The organism is Halomonas sp. G11 (genome assembly GCF_001663515.1).
In the GTDB taxonomy this organism is placed as follows: Bacteria; Pseudomonadota; Gammaproteobacteria; order Pseudomonadales; family Halomonadaceae; genus Vreelandella.
In genome coordinates this window covers 40,506-67,154 of sequence record NZ_LYXG01000019.1, presented here as the reverse complement: position 1 = coordinate 67,154, position 26,649 = coordinate 40,506, and the positions used below count along the sequence as shown (strand labels likewise).

18 protein-coding genes, 1 tRNA gene and 1 pseudogene are annotated in these 26,649 nt (G+C 55.1%); 8 read left to right on the top strand and 12 right to left on the bottom strand.

All coding sequences use genetic code 11. The features are described from left to right. Nucleotides 1–6: 6 nt before the first annotated feature. Entirely contained in the window at nt 7–2,397 is a 2,391-nt protein-coding gene (locus tag ADS46_RS10155) for a DNA/RNA helicase domain-containing protein (protein ID WP_066319629.1), read from the bottom strand. Between the two features lie 1,065 nt (nt 2,398–3,462). Here ADS46_RS10155 and ADS46_RS10150 point away from each other — a divergent pair. Beyond that, nucleotides 3,463–5,859 (top strand): KAP family P-loop NTPase fold protein, encoded by a 2,397-nt coding sequence (locus ADS46_RS10150; protein WP_066319627.1) that lies wholly within the window; start codon nt 3,463–3,465, stop codon nt 5,857–5,859. Here the strand turns inward: ADS46_RS10150 and ADS46_RS10145 are convergent. Beyond that, nucleotides 5,786–6,763: an IS110 family transposase gene (locus ADS46_RS10145; RefSeq protein ID WP_066319626.1), complete on the bottom strand. Its 978-nt coding sequence runs from the start codon at nt 6,761–6,763 to the stop codon at nt 5,786–5,788. The two genes, ADS46_RS10150 and ADS46_RS10145, sit on opposite strands and share 74 nt — an antisense overlap. Nucleotides 6,764–6,981: 218 nt before the next feature. On the opposite strand from ADS46_RS10145, the gene ADS46_RS10140 reads away from it, so the two are divergent. Both ADS46_RS10140 and ADS46_RS18750 read left to right on the top strand, forming a co-directional pair. After that, nucleotides 6,982–8,742, top strand: coding sequence for a hypothetical protein (locus ADS46_RS10140; protein ID WP_066319625.1), 1,761 nt, complete (start codon nt 6,982–6,984; stop codon nt 8,740–8,742). Nucleotides 8,743–9,121: 379 nt separating this feature from the next. Further along, a pseudogene (locus ADS46_RS18750) lies at nt 9,122–10,242 on the top strand (IS3 family transposase). A 143-nt stretch (nt 10,243–10,385) separates the two neighbouring features. Here ADS46_RS18750 and ADS46_RS10120 read toward each other — a convergent pair. The 4 genes from ADS46_RS10120 to ADS46_RS10105 form a co-directional block, all read right to left on the bottom strand. After that, a complete protein-coding gene (locus ADS46_RS10120; protein ID WP_066319613.1) occupies nt 10,386–11,222 on the bottom strand; it encodes a hypothetical protein in 837 nt (278 codons plus the stop codon). A gap of 164 nt (nt 11,223–11,386) precedes the next feature. After that, a complete protein-coding gene (locus tag ADS46_RS10115; RefSeq protein ID WP_199825214.1) occupies nt 11,387–12,478 on the bottom strand; it encodes a hypothetical protein in 1,092 nt (363 codons plus the stop codon). A 70-nt stretch (nt 12,479–12,548) separates the two neighbouring features. Then, a complete protein-coding gene (locus tag ADS46_RS19010) occupies nt 12,549–12,914 on the bottom strand; it encodes a tyrosine-type recombinase/integrase (protein ID WP_234346805.1) in 366 nt (121 codons plus the stop codon). Nucleotides 12,915–13,650: 736 nt separating this feature from the next. After that, a tRNA-Ile gene (locus tag ADS46_RS10105) sits at nt 13,651–13,727 on the bottom strand. Between the two features lie 144 nt (nt 13,728–13,871). On the opposite strand from ADS46_RS10105, the gene ADS46_RS10100 reads away from it, so the two are divergent. Then, the gene (locus ADS46_RS10100) at nt 13,872–14,447 is read left to right on the top strand and encodes a hypothetical protein (protein ID WP_066319609.1); all 576 of its coding nucleotides are present in this window, start codon (nt 13,872–13,874) and stop codon (nt 14,445–14,447) included. Here the strand turns inward: ADS46_RS10100 and ADS46_RS10095 are convergent. From ADS46_RS10095 to ADS46_RS10075, 5 genes are all read right to left on the bottom strand, one after another. Beyond that, entirely contained in the window at nt 14,444–16,288 is a 1,845-nt protein-coding gene (locus tag ADS46_RS10095) for an ABC transporter ATP-binding protein (protein ID WP_066319603.1), read from the bottom strand. The two genes, ADS46_RS10100 and ADS46_RS10095, sit on opposite strands and share 4 nt — an antisense overlap. Nucleotides 16,289–16,389: 101 nt before the next feature. Further along, nucleotides 16,390–17,193 (bottom strand): ABC transporter ATP-binding protein, encoded by an 804-nt coding sequence (locus tag ADS46_RS10090; protein WP_066319601.1) that lies wholly within the window; start codon nt 17,191–17,193, stop codon nt 16,390–16,392. Then, nucleotides 17,190–18,266 carry a FecCD family ABC transporter permease gene (locus tag ADS46_RS10085; protein ID WP_066319742.1) on the bottom strand — a complete coding sequence of 359 codons (1,077 nt, stop codon included), beginning with the start codon at nt 18,264–18,266 and terminating at the stop codon, nt 17,190–17,192. The genes ADS46_RS10090 and ADS46_RS10085 overlap by 4 nt, the downstream gene beginning before the upstream one ends. Before the next feature lie 58 nt (nt 18,267–18,324). Next, nucleotides 18,325–19,293: a FecCD family ABC transporter permease gene (locus ADS46_RS10080; protein ID WP_066319599.1), complete on the bottom strand. Its 969-nt coding sequence runs from the start codon at nt 19,291–19,293 to the stop codon at nt 18,325–18,327. A gap of 32 nt (nt 19,294–19,325) precedes the next feature. After that, nucleotides 19,326–20,252, bottom strand: coding sequence for an iron-siderophore ABC transporter substrate-binding protein (locus tag ADS46_RS10075; RefSeq protein WP_066319598.1), 927 nt, complete (start codon nt 20,250–20,252; stop codon nt 19,326–19,328). A 263-nt stretch (nt 20,253–20,515) separates the two neighbouring features. Here ADS46_RS10075 and ADS46_RS10070 point away from each other — a divergent pair, with 263 nt between their 5' ends. After that, nucleotides 20,516–21,217, top strand: coding sequence for a sulfite exporter TauE/SafE family protein (locus ADS46_RS10070; protein ID WP_234346803.1), 702 nt, complete (start codon nt 20,516–20,518; stop codon nt 21,215–21,217). A 92-nt stretch (nt 21,218–21,309) separates the two neighbouring features. Here the strand turns inward: ADS46_RS10070 and ADS46_RS10065 are convergent, their stop codons facing one another. Then, nucleotides 21,310–23,298, bottom strand: a complete 1,989-nt coding sequence (locus ADS46_RS10065; protein ID WP_066319594.1) for a ligand-gated channel protein — start codon at nt 23,296–23,298, stop codon at nt 21,310–21,312. Between the two features lie 206 nt (nt 23,299–23,504). Between ADS46_RS10065 and ADS46_RS10060 the strand changes: the two genes are divergently transcribed. The 3 genes from ADS46_RS10060 (at nt 23,505) to ADS46_RS10050 (ending at nt 26,621) form a co-directional block, all read left to right on the top strand. Next, nucleotides 23,505–24,419 carry a LysR family transcriptional regulator gene (locus ADS46_RS10060; protein WP_066319589.1) on the top strand — a complete coding sequence of 305 codons (915 nt, stop codon included), beginning with the start codon at nt 23,505–23,507 and terminating at the stop codon, nt 24,417–24,419. A gap of 75 nt (nt 24,420–24,494) precedes the next feature. Then, complete coding sequence (locus ADS46_RS10055) at nt 24,495–25,373, top strand: AEC family transporter (protein ID WP_066319584.1); 879 nt, start codon at nt 24,495–24,497, stop codon at nt 25,371–25,373. An 87-nt stretch (nt 25,374–25,460) separates the two neighbouring features. Continuing rightward, complete coding sequence (locus ADS46_RS10050; RefSeq protein WP_066319582.1) at nt 25,461–26,621, top strand: PQQ-dependent sugar dehydrogenase; 1,161 nt, start codon at nt 25,461–25,463, stop codon at nt 26,619–26,621. Nucleotides 26,622–26,649 lie beyond the last annotated feature (28 nt).

The following is a 26,649-nucleotide window of genomic DNA, read 5'->3' as shown; positions in this document are numbered from 1 at the left end:
ACCTCCTCACAGCACAGATAGGAATTCGCCGATGACCTTCAGGTCTTCAAGCTCGTCCTCGAGCACGATGTCCTTGTAGCCGAAGGCGTTGGTCTGGGGCTTCAGAACGATGCGCTGGTTTACAAACTCGCCGTACTCCTCGACCTTCTCGCTCTGGTACAGCTTTATCGTAAAGCTGCCACCGTGGTCCGGGTCCTCGATGGCGCGATGCTGCACCACAACGACTTTGCCCTGCCGCGTGCCGCCTGGGTTGGCACGAAACAGGCACCAGGCGCCATTGGGGATGCGCCGATTCATCGACTCTCCCACCACCCGGCTGACGAACAGGTCAGAACTCGCTCTTATATAGTCCGGCAGCTCGACCCAGTGCTCAGCTTCTGCGATCTGCATATCGCTGAACTCTCCGGCGGCGATGCTCAAGTCGTAGACGGGCACATGGCGCTCGAACGGAGCGGCCTCGTCACGCGTCACGATGGAAAGATGCAAGCCATCCAGCATCTCGTCATCCTCAGACACGTCCAGTCGCTCGGTCGCTTCTTGAGATTGAACAAAGGACTCGAAGTACTCACGAGTCTCAGGGTCCGTGGCATATACGTAGCAGCCCTTCTGGCCCCGCGTCATCAGGGTGCGATAAGTATTCTTGATGATCTGGTCGGCCTGGGCACGGGCATGCTCTGGCTGTTCCTTGAGCATTTTCTTGTAGCCATGAACGGAGCGGTCCTGACCTGCCCTCTCAGCCGCATCTGTCACCACGCGGCCATCACGAATAACAAAGTCGTCGCCGATGATGACACCGACGTAGTCGAATTCGAGCCCCTGGCAGGTGTGTATACAGCCTACTTGATCGACAGAATCATCGGCGATGGCCCACAGCATGCCGTCATCGTCGAGGTTCCACTGGGCCGCGAAGCCATACTCAGGGAAGACAATGTCCATGGCCTGCTTGTCCTTCTTGCTCGCCCAGGGCCAGCAGTACCCCGCAACCATGCGCGCTTTGTTAGCCTTACGATTCTTGTCGAGAATGGCCTGACGCATCTCACTCGGGTCATCAAACACTTGGAACTCGTAGTCGATGTCATCCAGATCGGTGTTGGCCGTAGTGCGAATCTGAAGAGCATGATCAAGCCAGGCTAGGTAGCCATCCGAACCGTTGCAGCGAAATTGCGACGCCAACTCTAGCTCGTGGACATCGGCTCCGCACTCCGCTGCTCGCCGCCTAATCTCTTCAACCGTCCCCACATCCTTCAGCGTCACGCGCTGAGCCTCATCAATGAAGAAGATGGAGAACCGTGACGCGGCGATTACCTCCCTGATCTGGCTCTCGCCCAGGTTCTGATACATGCCGGACTTTTCGTTCAAGCGATGCGCTTCGTCCACGATCAAGGCATGGAAGATGTCTGGCTCAGCGTTGACGTAGCTACCCGAGCCCTTGAACAGGTTATCGATGTGGGTCTTCTTGCGTGTCCCGGTCAGTTTTTTCTTGAAGACCTCTCGAGGGGCCGAGTTGCGCGACACGTACTGCGTCATCATCTCCCGGTTAGTCAGCTCCACCAGCAGGTTAATAGCCACCACCGACTTGCCTGTGCCCGGCCCACCTTTGACGATCAAGCACTGCTTGTTGCCACTATCTGCCCGGTGGGCTAGATCAAGCGCGGTTTCGTAGACCAGTTTCTGCTCGTCAATCATCAGGAACTCGGCACTGCCCCGCATCATCGACGCCAGCGCATCTGCCAGGTTTTTGCTCGGTTTGATCACACCGTGTTCGATGCGATACATGATGTTGTTACTGTCACCGAATTTTATGTGCTGGCTCAGAAACTCCGAGAGTTTCAAGGCTTCCTGCGAAATGAAAACCGGTGCTCGGCTCGTATGGTGCTCGTAAAAGGGATCATTGATAGCGTCCGCCTGCTTCATGTTATGCAAGTAGGCGCAGGGCACCAGACGGATTGACTCGGAACGCACTGTCTCGTTGTAATCCTCTATCAGCGCGCCATAAGACCATGCCTGATAAGACGGATGGTTAGTCTCACGTATTCCGCCGCCCAACTGGGTACGCACAATGGCGTCCTTCTTCGTCACCTCGACGGACTGCCACTGTTTCAGTTCAACGATGACCGCTGCATCGTCCCGCTGATGATTCTTGCCGGTAAGGATGAAATCCACACGGCGATTGGTCAGCGGAATGTTGTACTCGATGGCCACTCCCGCCGATGCGGGAATGCCCTCATCAAGCAGAACGCTCATCATGAAACGAAGGGAATTCTCCCAGGACGTCACCTCGCTGCGGGGCGAGTTGCGGCTCAGCTTGCGTGAAACTTCATTCTCTATGATGTCGCTAATGGCGTTTGCACGTACGGCATCGATGAATTGCTGTTTGGTGGAGCTATAGACCAGCATCGGCCAGACATTCCTAATGTGTTCAACAGGAGCATGCACGAAAGCGTTGTGAAATCCATTAACGCACACGAATTTTCAACAAGATAACGCGATGGTAGCGACACTAATAGGATAGGAGAGTAAAAAATAAAAGGGGAGAATAGCGCTATGGATTGACCGCGGCAGCGAAAATAAAAAGGCTGCAAAAGCCTAATATCTTACTGACAATAAAGAGGGAGAATGGTGGGCCCAGTCCGACTTGAACGGACGACCAAGGGATTATGAGTCGGCTACTATAACAATAAGTTACTGACAAATAAAGGAAAGTAGCCGTAATTTAGAAAAAGGTACTGTTGTTTAGAATCAGTAATTTAGCGAAGTTAGAGGATAGCATGCGAAGCTAGTGGATGTACCGATGGTGTACCCTTGGCGCGCCCACAGCTACCTTTCATTCAGGTAACCTATGTTTACGGAAGACCCTTGATATTCAGATTCATTTGCTGAGACAAGCTCAGGCGAAAGAGTTGCCTCCAGAGCATACAGGGTATATGTCAACGCTGGAGAATAATGTGAAGGCTGCGAGACCACACCTGGATCCCCCTCTTCTGGTGCATCAATTCAGAGCTGTGGTTCAAATTTCAGCAGATTCAGACAACGTCCTGCCCTTCAGTAGTCTTCACTATACTGTTACAGCGAAGACCTACGGGCTGGTGCAGCAGTTTGTGACACTATGAACGCCTATCCAGAACAGCCGTTATGGAGCAAAAGGGTGTGGCTGGCTTTATTGATTCGAGTCGCGTGCCAAACCGAGGCGGGGCAAATGCTGGGGCGATCTCAACAAAGAAAAAATTACTGCATCAGTCAATTGGCTCGAACAACCAAGCACTAGCCGCTTAAGGTATGCAGAAACTAGTAGGCATTACAGGGCAAGGCAAATTTAAAATGTATACATCTATTGTCGCGGGATAGACATGGTAGAAGAGAGCATGATACCTAAATAAGACTAGCTGCTCAGATATAATCAACAATAATTATCACTTGCAACACTTACAACCATTAGCAGGGTTTCTATCAAAAAGGGGTAGTATGACTGACCTTAGATTACATAAAGCACAGATGCCCGCATACCTCGACAAGGAGATATCATCGGTCGATCAGGACAAATTCGGCCATGCCCACCTTGCGGCAGCCCTACAAGGGCTGGTTGAAGATGAAAAGCACTACCCGCCCTATTCTATCGGCCTGCTCGGCAAATGGGGAACCGGAAAGTCTACTGTCAAAAGCCTTTATCTTGATCACCTTCGTACTGACGAGACGACAAATGGCGCTAAAGTTAAGCGCCGGGATGGTATCCACACGATCACATTCAATGCCTGGAAATATGGCGGCGAGACTGATATTCGAAAATCACTCTTCCGCCACATTTTTCTTGAAATCGGTGGCACGCCCGAAGAAGCAGACCGTCATCTTTTTAAGACTGTTTCGTCTACGGAGTCACAGAGAAAGCCCTTTAAAGAAATATGGGCCGAATTTGTGGATCAGTACGTCCTTGGACTACTCGTAGTTGGTGTTTTTGCTGCTTTTTTCGTGACCATTTTGGCTTTGATGGCGTGGGGGTTTGGGTTCGACGATCCGGTCACCGCCGCTGCCAGTCTTATTGCCTCCTCCGGCATCATCTGGGTACTCGCCCAAAAATACTTCTCCAGCCTTCCGATATTATCCTCAAGGACTCCAGTCAACATAACTTCGACACCGAGTCAGACTATCGAGGAGTTCGAAGGCCTCTTTCTCAACCGAATACAAAAGTTTAAAAAAGGTAACAAAAAGAATATTCGGCGTATTGTCGTCTTCATTGACGATCTCGACCGCTTAACCGCCGACGAGATGGTAAGCGGGCTTGACGGCATTCGCAGCTTGATCGAGATGGCCTCGCATCAAATGCCCGATAACATTGGTATCGTCTTTGTTATTTCATGCGACGAAGAGCGCGTGGCTGACGCCCTGAGTAAGCGACGCGCTACGGCTGATCTTCCCGCAGCGGTATCGAACATACAGGACGCGCGGCGCTATCTTGATCGAATTTTTCAGTTCCGCCTTGAAATCCCCCCCTTCCCCAAGCGAGACATGCGTAGTTTTGCGCTCAGCTTGCTGGAAACTGAATACCCGGCTTTACTTACCGACCTGAAAGAGCGAGGGATCGATCTGCAAGAGCTTGTAGACAGGATGATACATCCGGCTGTGCAAAGCCCACGCAATGCCATTCAAATTGTCAATCTATTTGCGCAATCATGGTGGCTCAGCAACCTACGCGAACGCAATGCTGTCGGTGGCGACAACCCAGGCGGGTTGGGAGAGGGCGTAGTTACAAAGAATCCGCTCACACTTGCCATCATATGTGTGATCAGAACCGACTTTCCTGATTTCTATCAGGTACTTCAACAGAACCCGCGCGTATTCGATTACTTCATTGACAGGTTCATTCGACCGGAACCTCTGGAACCCTTACCAGCAGAGGTTCGCGAACAGCTGGGAGAGTTTTCAGCAGACCATTCAACCGGCGGCGAGGAAAATCAGGAAAGCCGCTGGGACGTTAAACCTCAGCACCGCGGCCTTCGCCAATTTATGTCGCATATTCAGGACATCCGGCGTCCATACAGCCTTCAGCCCCTTCTTGCTCTCTCCCAGGATCCGGTATCGCGGCAGCATGGAGACAAGGCGGTGCCCGTCGAAGAGGCGCTGCGAACTTCGGATGTGGTCGCGCTCCTGGATGCGGCCGGCCTTACAGGAAGCACAGGAGCGTTCCCGCCCGATTTTAGTGCCCTGCTTGCCGACCTTATTGATGACCTGCGTATCGAGACACCCACCATACAGGACAACGTCGCCTTTACCGTTGCTCAATTTGACGAGAGAATTCCCGAGAATGATAAGCGGCGCATCCTGGGACTTGCCGTACGCCGCGCTGCCGACAGCGAATCTCTACGCTGGCGTCTCGGCCCGTCTAAACTGCATGCCCTCTCGCCCTATGCAGAGAATGAGGAATTGCGTGCACTGGGGCGAGCGGTAATCGAAGATATAACGGCTGAGCCTACGAACGTCCAGCTGCCAAGCCTTGAAGCACCGAGCTTACGGGAAGGCTGTGATCTTACTAAGTCTGCAGCCGACCTTGTCATTACCCTTATGCAGCAGGCCAACCTGCCGCCACAGTCGCAATTTGCTTTTGGTCAGTGGCTACTACACCGCTCGGTAAAAATTAATGGGCAATCAGACCAGCTATCGCTCATTTGGCTCGAGGAGAAGCTGGCTGCCCACGAAAACTTCCTGCTTCCCTTATTACGCGAAGACTATCCAAAAATCATCGCCGAAGAATTTAGCAAGGAGATACCGTCTCTCGATATCAGCTGCAAGGGGGTTATACCCCTTGCGGCCGATATTCACTTTGTGACTTCAACACGCCGAAAGCGATATGCACCAATTTCCGCATAGCCGCTCCCAACGCCGACAGTGTTGGTTTACCACGGGCTTTGAGTCGTGCAAATTGCTCGCTGATATCAGGATTACATCGGGTCGATACGACGGCGGCCATATAAAGCTTCCGGCGGATGCCGGGTGCCCCTGTCTTGGAAAGGTGGGACCGTAACTTCACCGATGTACCTGACTCTTTTAGTATCGGTACGAGGCCCAGGAACGCGGCTGCCTGTCGAGCACTGCGAAAATCTCGACTGCGTAGTGTGGCGACCAAGCGAGCTGACAGGACGTTTCCGATACCGGGAATACTCTCGAGTAGTTTGCGATCCTGTTTAAGCGGCGGATGCGCCTCGAAATGGTCAGCGATCGCCTGCTGTAGCCGCTGTACTTCTCGCTCAAGGGCGACCAGCATATAGCTAATGGATTCGCTTGCTTGAGTGTCGGTGTTGAATTCGGCCTTCTCCAGGCGGTTACGCTCGCGTTGCAGATCGTCCTCTACGGCTTCTAACCGGTTGATGAGACGCTTTAGCTCTCTCACCTCCGTTGGCTCTGGTTGCCACGGTTGAGGGTTCCGCTCGATCCCATAGCGGGCGAGCATCATGCTGTCCTTGCGGTCAGTCTTGCTGCGGACGCCCATCCCCTTGGCGTGATGGCGCACCTGGGCAGGGTTCAGTACGTACACGGTGACACCAACGTCATGCAGCCAGTAAGCTAAAGGCTCATGGTAAATGCTGGTGGCTTCCAGGTAGACATGCAGGTTGCTGATATCTTCGCCGGTCTGCCTGACAAGCCAGTCGAGCAAACCTGGGTAGTCCTGATGGCGGTTGGGGAAAACTTTCGTTTTGACTTTCCCCTTGCTCAGATCGCGCACCCACAGGCAATCAAGTTTCTGTTTGCTAACATCAATGCCGATATATGCCATCTCGTTGTCTCGCCTTGTTCGTACAGCCTCTTTCGTCGTGCGAAGGGCTTTGGATACCGTCCAAATTTACGAGATAAGAAACCAGAAGGGCCCCATCTACAGGGCAGGGTCAATGCCCATCAGGAGCCAGGCGGGTTACCCTCCTGGCCAGAGAGAATGGTAGCTAATCATTCCCTCTTGAGAGACACAAGGAGCCAGAGTCTATCGATCTGGCCACTGTGACCAAACGTCTCGATGTCGTATTCACTTATTTTTTCGATCTTGGAACGCAGACACGAGAAAGATTGTGGAGATATCTTGCGGATTTCGCCGCTTTGCCTGAGCCATCTTTTGTAGCACTTGCTTTCTCGAAATTCGCTGATTGGCATGATTATGCAGATACCAGTGCGGCCCATTCCGTCTTTGCGACTATGGCTGCCCGCCTTATGCGGTATGAAGAAGATGCTGACGCGAGGCCACTTGATGACGAACAGGCATTGCGCAATATTTTTACCAACCTTGCCGAAGCACGCGTGTCATTTGATGATGACAGCATCGAGCATATGCTTCAGCTCGCCATGGAATGGTCAAAATCTTCCGAGCGGGCCGCCAGCGCATCCCAGCTTTATGCGGTTCTCGGCAAAGCTGATCCGGAACAACGGACAGCTTTGGGTCAGGAGTGGTCCAAGCGCTTATTCACTGACCTGCCAGCCGCGTGCCAGCAGCCCCTCCTTCGTACGGCCAACAGCAAGAACGCGCCCGATGAACTTCACACCTCTCTGGCTTCGACTATCGCATCGTTACGTGGCGCCAAACCGCTTGACAACCATAAAATTGAGGCACTCTCTCGCCTGCTCTCTACACTAGAGAAATCGAGACTTTCGAGTAGTCCATTTGCCGAGCAGCTTGGACAATTCCTCGACGATACCATCAAACTTGTCACGCAGAACCCCGGTGATTACCTTACTTCAAAAACGGAGGCGCTCTCTGGAACACTGGAAAAGCTACCGCCTGAAAAGGCGAAGCTGCTGCTCAATAGCTTCGCCCAGTTGCAGGCACAGCCGAAAATCCTGGCAAGCGTATATGATGTGCTGACCGAAACCTGGCCGTTACCAGCTGATGAAGATGGTCTCGACTATGCGGCCCAAGAGCTTTTCAACGCCGGTATCAATGTATTCCACAAAATCGAGAAATCTGATAGCGAGGCCGCCGGTTTGCTTGAAAGCCTCGATAGCCTCCACCATCGTGCCCGCCTTGAGCAGTCAGACAACGAAGATAAACTCGTTGCCTGTGCCTATCAGCTATGGGCGTACAATCCCGAAGTAAGCGAGATGCTTTTCCGAAACCATCCCGATGCCGATCGTACGCCTGAGCAGCTCACAGAGCTGGTCGAAACGATCATCGCAAACGATGATAATGATACGGGCCACTCACGGATTGTCCTTGTACAGGAAATTGAGTTCGCCGATGTGGAAGCCGTTCAAACAGCAACTATGAACCTTCTCGCAAAGCCTCCACAGGAAGCCGAAGGCTCCTCGGACTCGGTTTTGGCGCGATGGTCTAATGCAGTATTAGAGCATGACCCCCAGCTTTTACTCGACGTACTTGCCAGCGAAAGTACTAACGATGAGCAGGCTGTTCGCCTATATCATCGCATTCGCGAGAGTATCAAGTATATCTCTGATAAGCAGTTCATCACTCTCCTCCAGCAGATCTTGTCTGCTCAAGAAGGCAGAGAGAAAACGGCAGACACCCTTGTAAGGAATTTAGAGGATCTTGCAGCAGAACAATTCAGGACCGATGATCAACGCCGGGCTTTATGCGAGGGCGTATTGTCTGTCTTTTCCGAGGTTACGAAGCTAGATAGAAAGGCGCAACTTGCCAAAGTCTGCACTCCATTCGGTCTCAAAAATGTCGTGCTTGACTCTGGTTACATAGACAGTATACCGGAAGATGATTTGCAAATTATCGAGCGCTCCACCGGAAAACTTAAGAAGTAGTTACATTTAGGGACTATCGGAACCAGGGCAAGAGTCTGAGCAGGGCTGTCAATATCGGGTGACTAAGATGCTCTGGTTCTGTAGTGAAAGCCTACTCAAAGAGCCTTGGTCACCAGCAATAATTTAGATCACCTTATTTAAGAGAAAGTTATGTATTTAGAAAAAATGACTGACATGGAGCTCCTTAGCTTAAGAGATGAAGTAACACAAGAAATGCATAGTCGGGCACGCTCTAAGCTTGAAGAAACAGTTGAGTATTACATTGGCATATTCGGTTCAGAGCAAGGTATGGAACAACTTGCAGAATGCCTTCGACGTCACCCCCTGATTGAGTAGCGCTACACTTTAGAGTCCGATCCTATGGGTAAGGAGATTGGACATGAAGAAGCGTTTCAGCGAAGAACAGATCATTGGTTTCCTAGGCGAAGCCGAAGCGGGGTTGCCCATCAAGGAGCTGTGCCGTCGGCACGGTTTCTCAGAAGCCAGTTACTATCTATGGCGGAGCAAGTTTGGTGGTATGAGCGTGCCCGATGCCAAGCGACTCAAAGAACTCGAAGCCGAAAATGCACGTTTGAAAAAGCTGCTCGCGGAGTCGCTACTGGAAATGGAGGTCACTCGCGAGGCGCTGAGAAAAAAGTGGTGAGTGCCCCTGCACGCCGAGACGTGGTGCACTTTATGGTGTCACGTGGCCTGAGCGAGCGCCGAGCGCTCCGTGTCATCCGTATGAGTGCTAGTGCATTGCGCTATCAATCGGCCCCTGATCGCAATGAGGCATTGCGTGAACGCATTGTTGCCTTGGCACATCGGCATCGTCGCTATGGCGCTGGCATGATCTACCTGAAACTGCGTCAAGCCGGTGAACAGGTCAATCATAAGCGCGTCGAACGCCTCTACGCGGCGGCTCAGCTGTAGGTAAAACGCCGCAAACGCAAGAAGGTTCCCACGTCTGAGCGGATGCCCCTTGGCCGCCCTGGTGCCGCCAATCAGGTCTGGTCAATGGATGTTGTGTTTGACCGGACGGCAGATGGGCGAGTGATAAAGAGCCTCACCATTGTCGACGACGCTACCCATGAAGCCGTGGCGATCGTGCCTGAACGTGCCATTAGCGGACTGTTTTTAACACGTATTCTGGATCATCTGGCTTTACAGCGTGGCCTACCTGGCGCCATTCGCACGGATAATGGAAAGGAATTCTGTGGGCGCGCCATGCTGTCATGGGCTCATCTACGGGGCGTTGCCCTGTTTTTAATCGAACCTGGAAAACCCAACCAAAACGCCTACATCGAATCGTTCAATGGGCGCTTTCGAGATGAATGTCTGAATGAGCATTGGTTCACTAGCCTTCATCACGCCCAGGTTGTCATCGAGGCATGGAAGCGGGAGTACAACGAAGAAAGGCCGAAGAAGCGTCTTGGAGGGCTGACACCGTCAGCCTATGCCGAGCAACTGGTGGTAAAACACGATAAAGTTACTTCTGACTCTAAACCCGGGTGTTACTGAAGATGGGGTGACGTCGGGGTTAGGCCGCGCCATAAGAGAGAAATTTTAGCTGCTAAAACCGCATCTCTACAGTCTTAAGCACGACTCTACTTTTTTGGTTTGGTGTAGTATGTAGTAGCATACTACTACATACTACATATCCCCTAGATTTCGCCATCGAATGAGTCATTTGCGGAGGTTTTTTGCCATCGCCACTGCAGTTCATCTTCATCATTGAGAATAAAAAGTCCTGACCAAATAGCGACCCAAAATTGCATTATCACTAGCCACGGCCTCCCCATGAGCCATCCAATGCCTCTCACCCCTGACATCCACAATGGTTCGCGACGGGAAAATACTGTAGAGGGTCTAACAACTCTAAACTTAGGAGCCCCAAACCCCCATCGCCAGTAGTCTTGCAGCCTTTGCTTTGCCCATTTTATAGAGTTGCAGTTCCACCAAGCGCCCCATCGAAACTTCCACTCATCGTGCATCAACCAGCTGTGTGTCAAATAGGAAACTTGAGAATCGAATTGAGAGACCACCTCCCCTCCTTCAAGCTCTACTTGACACTTACGGAACTGCACAGACTCGATAGAAAACATTATTTTATTATTCGATAATGCAATCAACTCTTGGCATGGCACATTCACCATGCTGCATACGATGGGTCGCTCATCAATGTCACTCAAACAGATCTTTTCTTGATAGCGAATTCCTCCTCCAACAGCCTCAAAGAAAACTTCAAGATTTAAAATATTATGTTTTTTTGAACGAAAAGCCACCTTCGATACTTTCGCACCGGCATCAATAGGCTTTGCTAACTGTAAGGAGTATTCCAGATGGCTCCCCAGAGGAATCCACCTTGCTCCCAAATGGTGACGACGAGCCCAAGCCTCGTGAGAGCGACGAAAAGTCTTTAACAAAAGAAGTTTAGTTATATAGTCCCAAACCCAAGAAGAAATTTTCACAATTAGACTAAATGGCATTGGAATAGACATACACACCTCTCTTGTGGCGTCCATAAATGCTTATTGCAGCCCTAATAAATGATATAAAATTATTTGGCACTCTGTTTATCCACGCGTTTATCATAAAGACTATACGTCAACTCAACTAAAAACTGATTTAAAAAAATAAATAATCAGCCAGCATCATCAAATACTCATACCATCGTTATAAGCCTTAATTTTCTTTGGGTCGGCATGTACTCTAACGCGACCATCAACCTAACTGGAATTCCATTACTTACATCCTTTTCAAGCAGCACATTAAACTTAGCAACCCCATGATCTTTCAAAAGGGTCATGTTATATATGTAGTTATTATTTATTTTTCCTTTTATATGCGCTTCGATCTCCTCGCGTTCGAAGCCTAATAGCTCAGCTTTTTTCATCCTTCCATATTTATTCTCTTCCAAGTATTTTAGCTTTCCCTCATCAATCTCTACATCAAAATCATCTATGGCTGATACATTTTTACTGATTGAGTTTATTGAAAATTCCGCATCTCTTCTAAAACCTTCATATACTGGACGTTCAATCTTATAAGAGAGAAAGACGCCAGCCAGTGAATCTTGTAAGCTAAGGCACTTATATCCATTCTCTTCAAAGGCATACCCTGGCATATTCACATTCTCAGAGTTGTCTCTGTCATCTTCATGGCCACAAATTACCACGCCCTTATGCTTAATAAATGAATCTACCAAAGTAACTGACGCATACTTTTTCATAAAACATGAAAAAGTTATATCCACATAGCCCGTATAGGGCTTATAACCCTTCAACCCTTCATCCATCAATTTCAACAGATGATCTGAAACATTGTTCATATATACAAAATAGTATTGAGTACTATGACTATAATCACTTGCATTCCTAATATTTATACTAGAAACCAACTCATGATAAAGCCTATCTTGCTCCAGCCCGTGCGAGATATAATCCCCACACAAAAAACTATGGCTAGTTCGTTTGTCGAGCAAAGGTATTATTTTTTTAAACACCTCACTCCCATACCAATTACTATCTATCTGTTGAGAATCAAAGACGAATATAACTTCTTTTTTTTCAGTAGAAGGAGTAAGGCAGGCTCGTAATTCTTGATAGTTCACTGCCTTGCTTTTCAGAAGCTTTAGCAACTCTTGGAACATACGGTTAATTTCGCGATAGATAGCATCATGATCCATTTCAAAATAATCAGCCATCACCTCAAGCATACCGTGATCTCTGGCTTCTAATGTATAAATAGTATCCACCTCACTCTCCGCAGCTATCCAAAACGAAGTTACCACTACATTTTATAAAAAATATTAAATATTGCTAATTCTATCCAGCTTTGCGACCAGGTCCTCCGCCCTCAGGTGGGTATATCTCCTCAGCATCTGCATGGACTTGTGCCCACTGATCGAAGCGACCTCCTGATAGCCCTGCCTCCACCAACCGGCTGACGGCCTCATGGCGCAGGTCATGAAAGCGAAAGTCATCGAGCCTGGCTTGCTTCTTTGCCTGGTTCCAGAGCTTGGTATAGGCGTAGGGGCCCAGCTTGCCTTTTTTACCAGGCTCACCGAAGAACACTAGATCACAGTCGAGTGGACGCACTGGGTTATTCAGGGCCTGCTTGAACACCTCCGTCGCGGCTTGAGTTAGCGGCACTAGGCGGGCTTCGTTGTTTTTGGTGTCTGTAAGGCGCACCAAGCGGCGTTTAACGTCTACCTGACTGCGAGTGAGGTTAGGATTTCAGACGAACGCATACCCGTCTCTAAAGCGATTCTGGCGATCCATGCAAGCATAGGGTTGCTGTGCTGGCGTAACACCACGAATAGTCGTTTCTCTTCATCAGAACGAAGGCGTCTACTCCGGCCCTCGCCTGGGCTAGGCTTGCGAATATTCTGAACAGCGTTATACGTCAGCCCCCCCCACTATTGGACACCGTGAAAAAATGACCAAGTAGTGCAAGCTCTAAGCGTACCGTATTGGGGCTGATTAGCTCCCCTCGGCGTCCCAAACTGTTTAAACGCTTGTCACGGTAGTTGGCGACTAGTTCTGGTATGAAAGCGGCTAGCGAGTATTTACCCAAATGTTCAATGAGCGTCATGGCCTTGAGCCGTTCACTTTTCTGGCTGGGTTTCTTGGTAGGAGTGATATCGGCCAAGTAACTCTTGGACGCCGCTTCAAGTGTCATTCATTCTGAGGCACTACACTAGATATAAACGCCGCGCGCCATTACGTCTTCAGTTCGGCGTGTCCAATCTTGGGCGTCACGTTTGGTACAGAAGGGGTTTGCGGCGGCGGGCCAGCCTGACTTGTGGATGACAGCTTACAAGAAACGATCACGTTCGGCCCGAAGATATTCGGTTGACACTTGGTTGACACCTTGCGGAAAAAGTACAGCGAGGAAGGGGATTTTGGCGCGTAAGCCATTGATAATTGGTGGGCCCAGTCCGACTTGAACGGACGACCAAGGGATTATGAGTCCCCTGCTCTAACCAACTGAGCTATGGGCCCGAAAGGCGTGCATATCATAGCGAATGTGGTGGGGCGAGGCCAGCCCCCGTTGGGGCTATCTTGTCATTTAGGCGGCACTTTTTGACGGTTAGCGGGTCTTGAGGGAAGCCCTTTTAATAAAGGCCCTTGATAAGGAGATACGCTTTGAAAGCATTGATGGCGCTTTTTTCGCTGCTGTTGGCGGTGCCAGCGCAGGCGGACTGGCAGCTGGACCCTGACCGCTCGAACGTGCAGGCCTCCATTACCCAACTGAATGGCGATGAACCGCAAACCCATCACCATCAGGTACGCGACCTCCAGGGCGATATTTCCGAGGATGGCACGCTGCGCCTGCCGCTCAAGCTCAGCCAGACGGATATGCTGACGCGATTTGGCGAGCTGCCCACCTGGGCCGAGATGCTGGCCAATACTACCTTGGTCACGCTGGTGGCGCAGATGCCGCCGGAACGCTTGGACGCGCTGGACATTGGCGAGTCGCTGGTGGAAACGCTGACCTTTCGGTTGCAAAGCGACATGGTCAACCAGGAAGAAGCCGTCCCGCTGCGCTTCACCCGCGAGGGCTTGAATGAAGTACGCGTGACCCACGCCGAACCCATGGCCTTGGATGGCCGCGCACTGATGGCCAACGCGACGCTGCGCAGCGTGCTCTCGCTGCTGGGCTACCAGGAGATCGACGAGCACGTGCCGGTCACGCTCGATGCGCGGCTAGTTAACCGTTAAGCGCTTATAGTGTCGGCGTCTCCCATCTCGGCCTCGCCGGTTTGCACCCGCCATTGGGCGGCATAGTGGCCGTTGGCCGCCAGCAGGCTTTTATGGGTGCCACGCTCGGCCACTCGGCCCTTTTCGATCACCACGATTTCATCGGCGTGCACGATGGTGGATAGCCGGTGGGCGATCATGATCACCGTGCGCCCGTGGGCAATGCGTTTCAGCGAGCGCTGAATGGCCGCCTCAGTCTCGTTATCGACGGCGCTGGTGGCCTCGTCCAGCACCAGAATCGGCGGATCCTTGAGCAGCGCCCGGGCCAGCGAAAGCCGCTGACGCTGGCCGCCGGAAAGCCGCACTCCCCGCTCGCCTACCGGCGTGTCCAGCCCCTGGGGAAGCGTTTCGATAAAACTCCACGCCTCGGCGGTTTTGGCCGCATCGATAATCGCCTCTTCATCAGCGTCCGGCTTGCCGTAAGCGATATTGTCGCGAATGCTGCCTTCAAACAGGTAAACGTCCTGGCTGACCAGGCCAATCGCCTGGCGCAGTGAGTGCATACTCACGTCCATGACCGGCTGGCCATCGATCAGCACCCGCCCGCTTTCGGGGTCGTAAAAGCGGAGTAACAGCTTCACCAGCGTCGACTTGCCGGAACCGGTGGCACCGACTAGCGCCAGGGTATGCCCGGCAGGCGCGTGAAGGTCAATGCCGTCAACGCCGACGTCGCTTGACTTGTAATGAAAGCACACCGACTCGAAACGCACCTCGCCCTGAACGGGCTGGGCCAGCGGCGTGGTGCTGTCATCTTTCACCGTGATGGGCTCTTCCAGCAGGTCAAGGATGCGCTTGGTACTTGCCATGGCGCGCTCGAACAGGTCAATCACTTGAGCCAGGCCGGTCAGTGGCCACAGCAGGCGCTGGGTCAAGAACACCAGCACGCCGTAAGCACCCACGTTCAAGTCACCGTTGAGCGCCATCATGCCGCCGACGGTAAAGGTGGCCAAAAAGCCCGCCAGAATCGCCATGCGGATGACCGGAATAAACGCCGAGCTGACCTGAATCGCCCGGCGGTTGGCATCCACGTAGGCTTCGCTGGCAGCGCGCAGGCGCTCGGCCTCTCGCGCTTCGCTGGTAAAGCTCTTGATAGTGGCAATACCGCTCAGATTATTGGAGAGACGGCTGGCCAGATCGCCGACCTTTTCACGCACGTCGCTATAAAGCGGTCCTGCCTTGCGCTGGAAATAGAACGCGCCCCAGATAATCAGCGGGATGGGCGTAAACGCCAGCAGCGCGATCAGCGGCGAGAGCACGAAGAAGACAGCCCCCACAGCGACCACCGTGACGCCCACCTGAATCAGCGCGTTGGCCCCGCCGTCGAGAAACCGTTCGAGCTGGTTGACGTCATCGTTCATGGTGGCGACCAACTGGCCGGAGCTTTTCGACTCGAAGAACGCCATGTCCAGCCGCTGGGCGTGCTCGTAGGTGTCCTGGCGCATATCCGCCTGCAGCCGTTGGGCGAGATTGCGCCACAACACCTGGAACAGGTACTCAAACAGCGACTCACCCGCCCAGATAAAGAACGTCAGCACGGCGAGAATAGTGATCTGCTCCTGGGGCGTTTCAAAGCCTAGCCGCGCCACAAAGCTTTGTTCCTGGTTGACCACCACGTCGATCGCCACGCCGATGAGAATCTCGGGAGCGATGTCGAACAGCTTGTTGACGATGGAGCAAACGGTGGCGGCGATAATCCGCCGCCGGTAGCCCTTGGCGTAGCGCAAAAGGCGCATTAGCGCCTGAAAGCTCTGATTCGGGGAACCATTAGCTTGAGATCGAGGCGTGGAAGAAGCCACAAGCATTCCTTACTGAGCGGTTAGGGGTCGAGGTTTGCGGCCTATCGTAACACTTTCCAAGCACTGCCTTAGGCCCGGGGCTTAGAGACAGGGCTTGGGAACCGAGCTCAGGGGCAGGCGCGGCGCACATTGGCAAGCAAGGGGCTACCGGTATCGGGGTCGATAATCAGCGTGCAGTCCACCTGGTAAAGCGCACGTACCAGTTCCGGTGTAACGACCTCTGCCGGTGCTCCCTGGGCGACAATCTGCCCGTCATTCAGGGCGATGAGATGGTCCGCGTAGCGGCAGGCGCTTGCCAGATCGTGAAGTACCATGACCACCGTACGCCCTTGGTTGGCGAGATGGCGTACCAGCTCAAACACCTCGATCTGATGGCCCAGGTCCAGCGCTGAGGTTGGCTCATCGAGAAGCAACAGCGGTGTTTGCTGGGCGATGGTCATGGCGATCCATGCCCGTTGGCGCTGCCCACCGGAAAGCGCCTCTAAGGGCCGTTCGGCCAACGCCTCAAGCCCTGCGGCGTGCAACGCATGTTCCACTACACGCTGATCCTCCGCCGACCATTGGCGCAGCCAGCCCTGGTGAGGCTGGCGGCCAAAGCGAATCAGCTCGCTGACCGTAAGCCCTTCCGGCGCGACGGCTTCTTGCGGCAGCAAGGCGAGCTTTCTGGCCAGTTCGCGGCCGGGCAGGCGCTGAATGTCCTCGCCGCTCAACAACACCGTGCCATTGTCGGGTTTATGCAAACGGGCAAGGCCCGACAGCAGCGTGGACTTGCCGCACCCATTGGGCCCCACAATCGCGGTCACCTGGCCGCTGGGCAGGCTGACGCCTAACGACGCGATAACCCGTCGCGGGCCATAGCTCAGGTCGAGCGCGTTGGTGGCAAGCGTGGGGGACGGTTCAGCAGACGTCATGCGTGGCTCCGTTGCGGGCGCATTAATATCCATAACAGCCAAGGGCCGCCGATCACCGCGGTGACAATGCCGACAGGAATTTCAATCGGGGCAAGCAGGGTTCGCCCGGCGAGATCCGCAAGGACCATCACCAACGCCCCCGCAAGCGTCGATGCCAGTAGGGGCACCTGGCGTGAGCTGGAAAGCGAGCGGGCGATTTCCGGGCCAATCAACCCGACCATGCCGACAGGGCCTGCCACTGCCACCGCCAGCGCGGTCAATACGACCGAGAGCATCAGCACCTGGAAGCGGCGGGCTTTGACGTTGATGCCCAGCCCATAGGCGGTGGCATCTTTAAAGCGCATCAGCGATAACGAGCGTGCGACCATCCAAGCGGCGATCATACCCATTACCAACCCCACAGCAAGTAGCGCTACTGCGCCGCCAGGGCGCGCATTGAGCGAGCCGACGGTCCAGGGATAGGCCGCATTAGCAGTATCGATCGCCACCCGCGCCAGCATCAGTTGCGTCACTGCGCCAAACACCGCGCCCACGCCAATCCCCGCGACGATAAACCGATAACCCTGGGTGCCGCCGCCCGCCACCAGCCCAAAGGTCAACGAGGCGGCCGTGGCGGCCCCGGCCAGCGCCATGGCGGGTGGCGCCAACGAGACGCCCATGCCCACCACCGAGGCCACGGCAAAGGCGGTGGCGCCGTTATCGATACCGATAATCCCCGGCGTGGCGAGCCGGTTGCGGGCCAGGGTCTGCATCAGCACACCGGCAAGCGCGAAAGCCGCCCCAGTCAAACAGGCCGCCAACAGCCGGGGAAGGCGCAGTTCCTGGACGGTAAACACGCTGATCATCTCGCCCCGGCCGAATAGCGCTGGCAGTACGGCGCTAACGGGCAGCGCCATGCTCCCCAGGCTCAAATAAAGCACACCGGCGCACAGCAGGGCGACGCACAACCCCGTGCTGACGACCAGCGCACGTTGCTCAATCAGCACGCTGCAGACGCTCCCCCATGGGGAACGCCAGGCAACACGCCAGTAGCCCGACGGCGCGGTCACCGCCTGTGGACGGCGCTGAGGCATAAAGGTCGATGTGGAAAAGTCACTTGTTTTCGAGTTCATGACAAGCCAACGCCAGAGGTTATAAAGACGGTAGCCGCCTGGCGCGGACCACCGCGACCAGCACCGGCGCACCGCACAGCGCGGTGAGCACACCAATCGGTAGTTCCGACGGTGCCACCGCCACGCGGGCAATCATATCCGCTGCCAACACCATAAGCGGGCCAATCGGCAGGCAAAACCATAGCGTGCGGCGAATGTCCGGCCCGGCCATCGCCCGGGCGGCAAACGGCACCACCAGCCCGACAAAGGCAATGGGCCCGGCCATTGCCGTGGCGCCTCCTACCAGCAAGGCCACACAGGCCACGACGCACCAACGAATCAGCCCGGGGTGATGGCCCAGCCCTGAGGCCGCCCGCTCGCCCAGTGCCAACGCCGCCAGCGGGCGCGCCATTAACACCACCGCGATGGCGGCGACCAGCATGCTGGGCAACATCGCGGCGAGGTCGTCCAGGCGTCGCCCGGCGAGACTGCCGATGACCCAAAAGCGGATTTCATCCGCCGCGCGTTGGTCATACAGCAGCATCAGCGAGGTCAGCGAGCTCAACAGCCCCGAAAACGCCGCCCCCGCCAGCACCAGCCGTACAGGGTCACTGCCAACCCCGCGCACCCGCGTCACGCTGAGCACACACAGACAGCCCACCAAAGCCCCCAACTGGGCAACCGAAATACGCAGCGTTGCGGCGCTGGACCCCATCACCAGTGTCAACGCAACGGCAAACGCCGCCCCGGCGCTGACGCCCAGCAGGCCGGGTTCGGCCAGCGGATTACGCGACACCGCCTGCAACAGCGCCCCCGCGACACCCAGCGCTATGCCCACGACAATGCCAATCAAGGTGCGCGGCGCCCGCAGTTGCCAAACCACAAAGCTGGCATCGCTATCCTGGCTACCGGCCAGCACCGCCAGCGCACGCAGCGGCCCAACCTCACCCGCGCCGACCAGCAGACTCACGAGACTCACCGCCACAAGGGCGGTGAGGAGTAACGTCATCTGCGTTCGTTGACGGGCGACGCGAAGCGGCATCACGGCAACAAGGCAGCTTCAATGTCGTCAAGGATCGCCTGGGCCGCCAGTGGGCCGTTGGCGCTCGACCATAGCTGACCATTCACCGGCACGACCTGGTCGCGCTGTACCACATCGAGCCGCGTAAAGGCGCTGCTTTGCTTGGCAGCTTCCAACGCTTCCCGTCCGTCTTTATTCAGCGTGGTCAAAAACAGCCAGTCGCCATCTACCTGGGAGAGGTTTTCAAGGCTCAGCACATCGCTGTGCACGCCCCGCTCGCCCACCAGCCCGGCGTCTTCCACCGTCAGGCCCACTTGATCAAGCAGCCCGGCGGCAAACAGGTTTTTCGACATGACCATGGGCCCGCCCGGCATCCAGCGCACCACAAAGGCCGTGCCGCCGACGTCCGCGTTTTCCAGAGCGCTCGCTAATTCCGCGGCGCGTTGGTCAACGGCGCTGATGGCGTCTTCGATGGCGTCCTGGCGATTCAGGGCGTTGCCGTACAGGCGCGCTTCGGCTTTCCAGTTATCCGGAGCAATCGGCTGAGTGGGCGGCACCACGGTGGGGGCAATGCGCGAAAGCAGCTGATACTGCTCTTCAGTGAGCCGAGCGGGCGCTAAGATCAAATCCGGGCGCTGCTCAAGCACGGCCTCAATGTTGATTTCGCGCACCACCCCCATGATGGCGGGTCGCTCATCACCCAAATGCGCTTCCACATACTCGGCGACGTTATCGCCGCCGCGGGTAGTCACCGCGCCCAGTGGGGTTACCCCCGCCGCCAGCGAGGCATCCAACGCGCCTTCGTACAGGGTCACCACACGCTCGGGGGTGCCGGTGACTTCCACATCGCCAAAAGCGGTATCCAGGGTGCGTGCCTGGGCGGCGCCTACCCATAAGCCACTCAACAGTAGTCCCACAATGCCGACGCGCAGTACGTTAGCTCGCATACGTTATGCCTCGCTGGTTAGAAAGGCATGGATAATAACGATTATCAAAAGCACTTTCATCAAGATTCAGGCGAATGGTGTGTTCCTTTCCACGCAACGCCCCGCCGCTAATATTTTCAGCCTGGAGATAACTGCCATGGCAGTCATAAGGCAATATCTGCTAGGTTATGGGGCCTTGGTAACGGGAGCATGCGGGTACTGATCAAGGAGTTAGTTCACTGGAACATTTACTTAATGGCTTATCGCCCTTCGTATTGATTCTGTTGATAGGGACATCCTTCCTGACCTCACTGCTCACCGCCTGCCTGGGCGCCGGCGGCGGTGTCTTGCTACTGGGCATCATGGCCCAAGTAGTTCCACCCCAGGCCATTATCCCGCTGCATGGCATGGTGCAACTAGGCTCCAACGCCAACCGGGCGGCGATGCTTTGGCGTGATATTGACCGTCAGATGGTTGTCACTTTTTTACCCGGTGCCGCGGTGGGTGCGTTGTTTGGTAGCCTGGTGCTGATTTCCCTGCCCCCTGATCTCCTCTATTTGAGCATTGCCAGCTTTATTGTGTATTTATGCTGGGGCCCGTCACTGCCCAGAATCGTCATGGGCCGGAGAGGAACCCTCCTGATGGGTGCCCTCACAACGTTTTTGACGCTCTTTGTCGGGGCGACCGGCCCGTTGATCGGCGCCTATCTCAAGCAGCTCTATCATCAACGCTTCACGATCGTCGCGACGCTGGCGGCGGTCATGAGCTTGCAGCACGTCATTAAAATCGCGGTTTTTCAGCAGGCGAGCTTTTCCCTTGTGCCCTGGCTGCCGCTAGCGGCCGCCATGATCACAAGCGGTGCCATCGGCACCTGGGCGGGACTGCGCATTTTGAAGCACATGCCGGAACGCCATTTCGCCCCTATCTTCAATTGGGTTCTGACACTGCTGGCCATTCGCCTGGTTTGGCAGGCGATGACCGGTTAACCCTCGACGCCATGCACAAAGCGGGGAACCACTTTATATCGTGGCTCCCCGCTTTGCTTATGGCGTTAGCACTGTGATTATCTCACCAACAGTTAGAAGGCCACGTTCAACCCCAGCCAAACCCGGCGGCCGTCTTCGACGTAGCCGTACTCATCGTAGTCGATGTCTTCGTCGAACAGGTTGTAGATCCCGGCATTCACCTTGGTATTGTCGGTCAGCTGGTAGCCGATCCCCGTATCCACAAAGGTATAAGACGGGGCCACCGTTGCATCCTGTGACGGCCCGGTGTTGGGCTGGGTCTCCTCACCGCGATAAGTCACCTTCGTCCACTGGCTGAGCTTAGCCGAGGCTTGCCAATTCAGCGTGGCCGACACTTGGTGACGCGGTAGCTGAGTTAACGGCTCGCCTGCATATTCACCGCTTTTTTGCTCGCTATCGGTAAAAGTGTAACTGGCTATTAGCTCAACGGTATCAGTTAACGGCGCCGCCACAGTCGCCTCTACGCCCTGAGTCACCGCTTCATCGACATTGACGCGTGTATTTGTATTTAGGTTGCCATTTTCGTCTCTATCATACTGCGTCGCTACCGGGCACTCTGTGGCTGATAAGCCTACGGATGTGCACGGCAACCGTGTAATCTTGTCTTCAAAATCATTATGGAACACCGTGAAGCTGCCGCTAAGGCCATTCTCACTCGCGTACAGCAGACCGATCTCTTTGTTGAGTGAGGTTTCCGGCTCAAGATCGGGATTCCCATAGGTCGTGCCCCCGCGACTAATCGCCCCCCAATCGGAGGTTATTTCGCGTAGGTTGGGCGAGCGAAAGCCGGTAGAGACACCGCCTTTCAGGGTCCACTCCGGGGTCATGTTCCACACGCTGTAGAGCCGTGGACTCAGGTGGCTGCCGTAGTTTTCATCGTCGTCCATGCGCAAGCCGCCGGTCAGCGCAACATCGTGGGTCAGCATCCATTCGTCTTCGACAAACAGCGCCCACTGACGTTGCTCAATCGTCCTACGGTCGGAAATCTGATTGGTGGTGCCATCGTCAAGCGACTCTTCTTCATAGCTTGCACCCACCGTTAGCATATGCATGCCCAGCGGCACCACCGCACTAGTTTTCGCTGTGGTGTTGGTGATTTCGATATCTCGCGACGTATTTTCACTACGTTCACGCTGCACAAAGGTTTCACTGGTGCCCCACTCAAAACGCCCGTCATGCGTCAACGCTACGTGCTCATTAGTGTAATCGTTGAAGCTGTCTTCACAGCCACCGCGGCAGCCATCCGACGGAGCTGAATTGCCCATCAGTGAGGTGCGATCCTGCTCGGTGATGCCTGCCTCGGCAGTAAAGTCATGGTTGTCACTCGCGGCCAGACTCAAGCGCGCGGTGACGCTTTGCAGGTTTTTCTCCTCATAGCCGTTAACAATATTGTCCTCGTCACGTTGCGAGGTGCGCCCAAACAGCTGCAGGCCCAGACGGTCTTCGATCAGCGGCCCGCTCAGGTAGACGTTAGCCTGGCGGCTATCGCCGGAATCGTTATCTTCCTGTAGCACTGTGTCGAGCTGCACATTGCCGTGCCAGGTATCAGCTACCTTGCGGGTAATCACATTGATAACCCCGCCAATGGCGTCGGAGCCATAAAGCGTCGACATCGGCCCACGAACCACTTCAATGCGCTCGATCGCTTGCAGTGGTGGCAGCCAGTCCTGCTCGAACCCGGCGCTGCCGTTGGGGCGAGACTCGCGTGAGTTCTGCGGGCGGCCATCCACCAGGATCAATGTGTATTGCGCGGGCATGCCCCGCATGGTGATATCTTTTCCGTTATCGCCTGCCCCGCCGCCGGTCACGATCACCCCAGGTACATCGCGTAGGGCATCGGTGACGTTTTGATAGTGGCCGTCCTCCAGCTGTTCACGGCTTAACACGCTGATAGAAGCTGGCGCATTAACGACCTGCTGTTCAAAACCTGACGCCGTAACGACCATGTTGTCCAGCGACTCGGCTTCCTGGGCGAGTAGTGGTGGTGTTACCAAACCGGCAATGGCTGTGGTCAGATATGTTCTGTATAAATGCTTCGGCATGCGGGGTCCCCAGTGGCGTGCTATTTAATCAATTAACGAAAAATAAAAACTAATAAGAACCATTAGCATCTGAATTCTTGCACAATTTAGCCCCTCTCGGGGTGGAACAGCATGTTCAAATAACCGCAACACAAATCGCAATAATTTTTATTCGTTTAAAATACTGGCACAATACGCCCGTTTCCCCCGTTTCTGCGGTGTACCCCATGCATGATTTCGACGAACTAAAGGCCTTTGCAGAGGTAATGGAATCCGGCAGTCTGACGCGCAGCGCGCGCAAGTTAGGGTTGGCCAAATCCACCCTGAGCCGGCGTATCAGCCATCTGGAAGCGCGCCTGGAACAACCGCTGCTGCGTCGCCAGGCTAATCGGCTGCTGCCTACCGAGGCGGGGCTTGTCTTCCATCGCTACTGCCAGGACATGCTGAAACTGGCGGCAAGCAGCCATGAAGCGCTGGCCGAGCTGCGTGAAGATATCAGCGGGACGGTGACTCTGGAGGTTCACAGCGCGCTGGCAAGAGGCTGGATGGGGCAGGTCCTGGATACCTTCATGGCACGCTACCCCCAAGTCGAGCTCACCTTGCGTACCCGGGATGAGCCGCCCAGTTCGCTTAACAGTCACAGTGTTCATGTGTGCCTGGGGCCGGTGCCGGAAAACGGCCTCCACCAGGAGCCACTAGGCAGTCTGACGCGTGGTCTCTATGCCAGCCCGTCGTACCTCAACCAGCAACCATTGCTTGAACACCCGCGCGACCTTGCCAACCACCCCTGGATCGACCTGTTGAGCACGACTCAGGATGGCTTGCTGCTGCACCATGAAAGCCACGGCAATTACCACTTCTATCCGCCCCGCTCACGCTTGCGGGTGGACATGACAGCACTTCACCTGGATGCCATCGCCCACGGCAAGGGGATCGGCCTGCTGCCTCACTGGCTGGCCGACAAACGCGAGGCCCACCATCCCGGTGAACTGACGCCCTGCCTTCCCAATTGGCAGCCAGCGCCGCTTCCCATCACGCTGCTCTACGCCTACGGCTACCAGCCCAGGCGCGTGAAGGCGCTGCTGGCATTTTTGCGCCAGACAATGCCACGCCAATGGCAGCACAACGAGGTCGCGGCTTAGGTTTTGCTTTAACGACTTGCCAGTTAGTCCGCTACCTATTCACAATAGTCGGCCATTCATTGCCAAGGACGCGCCATGCTGGCGGAACTATTTGCGGTAATGGCCCCCGTGCTGGCGGGCGCTGGCCTGGGGTTTACCTGGGTACGACTGGGCCACCCCTATCCGGTCGATTTTGTCACCCGGCTGGTTTTCAATATCGGGACGCCCTCGCTGGTGCTGGCGTCGCTCGCCGGGGCGGAGATAGACGCCAGCACCTTTGGCCGCACCATGCTCTCAACCGCGCTGGTGATCATCTGCATGGCCGGGGCAACGTTTTTTGTGGCCAAGCTTTTGCGTCGTGACTGGCGTGTATTATTGTCCCCCATGATGTACCCCAATACCGGCAATATGGGGCTGCCGGTGGTGCTTTACGCCTTTGGCAGTGCCGGTTTTGTCTACGGTATTACCGTGATGGTCACGGTGTCCCTATTTCAATTTACCGTGGGTACCATGCTGGCCAGCCGGGGGAATCCGCTCAAGTCACTGGCCAAGACGCCGACGGTCTACGCCATCGCCATTGCCATGGCGTTGTTGCTGACCGACACCGAACTGCCGCTTTGGCTGGCCAACAGTGTGGATTTGATGTCGGGCTTTACCGTGCCGCTGATGCTGATCACCCTTGGCGTGTCACTGGCCAGCATTAAGGTCAAAAACCTGCGCTCGGGCCTCGGTTTCAGTCTGGTGCGCATTCCGCTCGCCGCAACGGCAGCCTGGGTGATTGCCGACCTGATGGGGCTTCCCCCGTTGGCCCAGGGGATTTTGGTGCTGCAAATGAGCATGCCGGTCGCGGTATTTAACTACCTGTTTGCCCAGCGTTCTCAGCGTGAACCCGCCTATGTGGCAAGCCTGGTGTTTTGTTCCACCCTGCTGGCATTGGTTTATCTCCCGCTGTTACTTATCTGGCTGATGCCGTGAGCTGAGGACCTAAACAGGGAACCTCTCGGCCCTAAAAGCGTCTCTGCTAAACGCGCCTAATATCTGCCACCTTTTGGGAGAGCCCCAATGCGCCGCTTATCTGCCTATGTATTCCGTCAGCGCTGGTTGACCGCTGTTCTTTTTGGGTTATTCGCCAGCGCCCCTGTCAGCGCCGCCGAAATGATCGAGGAACGCGTTGAGACCGACCAGTTGGCTTTTTCGATCGAAAAGGTCGCCGGTGGTCTCGAACATCCCTGGTCGGTAGCCGTACTCCCGGACGGTCATTTTCTGGTCAGCGAGCGGCCTGGGCAGTTGAACGTGATTGACGCCGAGGGCGGCGAACCGCGTGCCCTTGACGGGTTGCCCGACGTCAGTCAACGCGGCCAGGGCGGACTCCTGGATATTGCCCTGCACCCGCAATTTGGCGACGGCGACCATGACTGGGTCTATTTCACCTGGAGCGAACCCACGGACGGGGGCAGTCGCAGCGCGCTGTCCCGTGTGAAGTGGCAGGGGGACAAGCTGGGTGATGTCGAACATCTGTTTGCCCAGGATCGTGCTTCCTCACCAGGGCGCCATTACGGCTCACGCCTTGCCTGGCTGCCGGACGGCACCCTGCTGATGAGCATTGGCGATCGCGGTCAAAAGCCGACCCGTGCCCAGGCTGATGACGATCACGCAGGCTCTACACTGCGCCTGACCGAGACCGGCGACGCACCCGACGACAATCCCTTTGTGGGCGATGCGTCCACGCTTGATGAAATCTACACCCAGGGCAACCGCAACATTCAGGGCATGGTGGTCCGGCAAGATGGCGAACCCTGGGCTACGGAACATGGCCCCAGAACCGGCGATGAGCTGAATCGCCTGATGGCGGGTGAAAATTACGGCTGGCCCGAGGTCAGCCGAGGCAACGACTATGCGACCAACGAACCAATCGGCGAAGCCTCCAAACCCGGTATGGTTGACCCGGTGTACGTATTCGAAGGCCGGTTTGCGCCGTCCGGTCTGGCAGAAGTCACCAGTAGCGCTTTTGGCGATTGGCAAGGCCAGCTGTTAGCAGGCGGCCTGAGCAGTGAACAGTTGGTCAGGCTGCAGATCGAAGATAATCAGGTGGCTCGCCACGAAGTTATCCTTGATGGAGAGATCGGCCGCATCCGCGACGTGTATCAGGGGCCTGACGAGGCGATTTATCTGCTGACTGATGCCGCCGACGGTGGTCTTTATCGTCTACGTCCTGTCGACTAACGGCTATTCGCTAATTGACGATCCATAA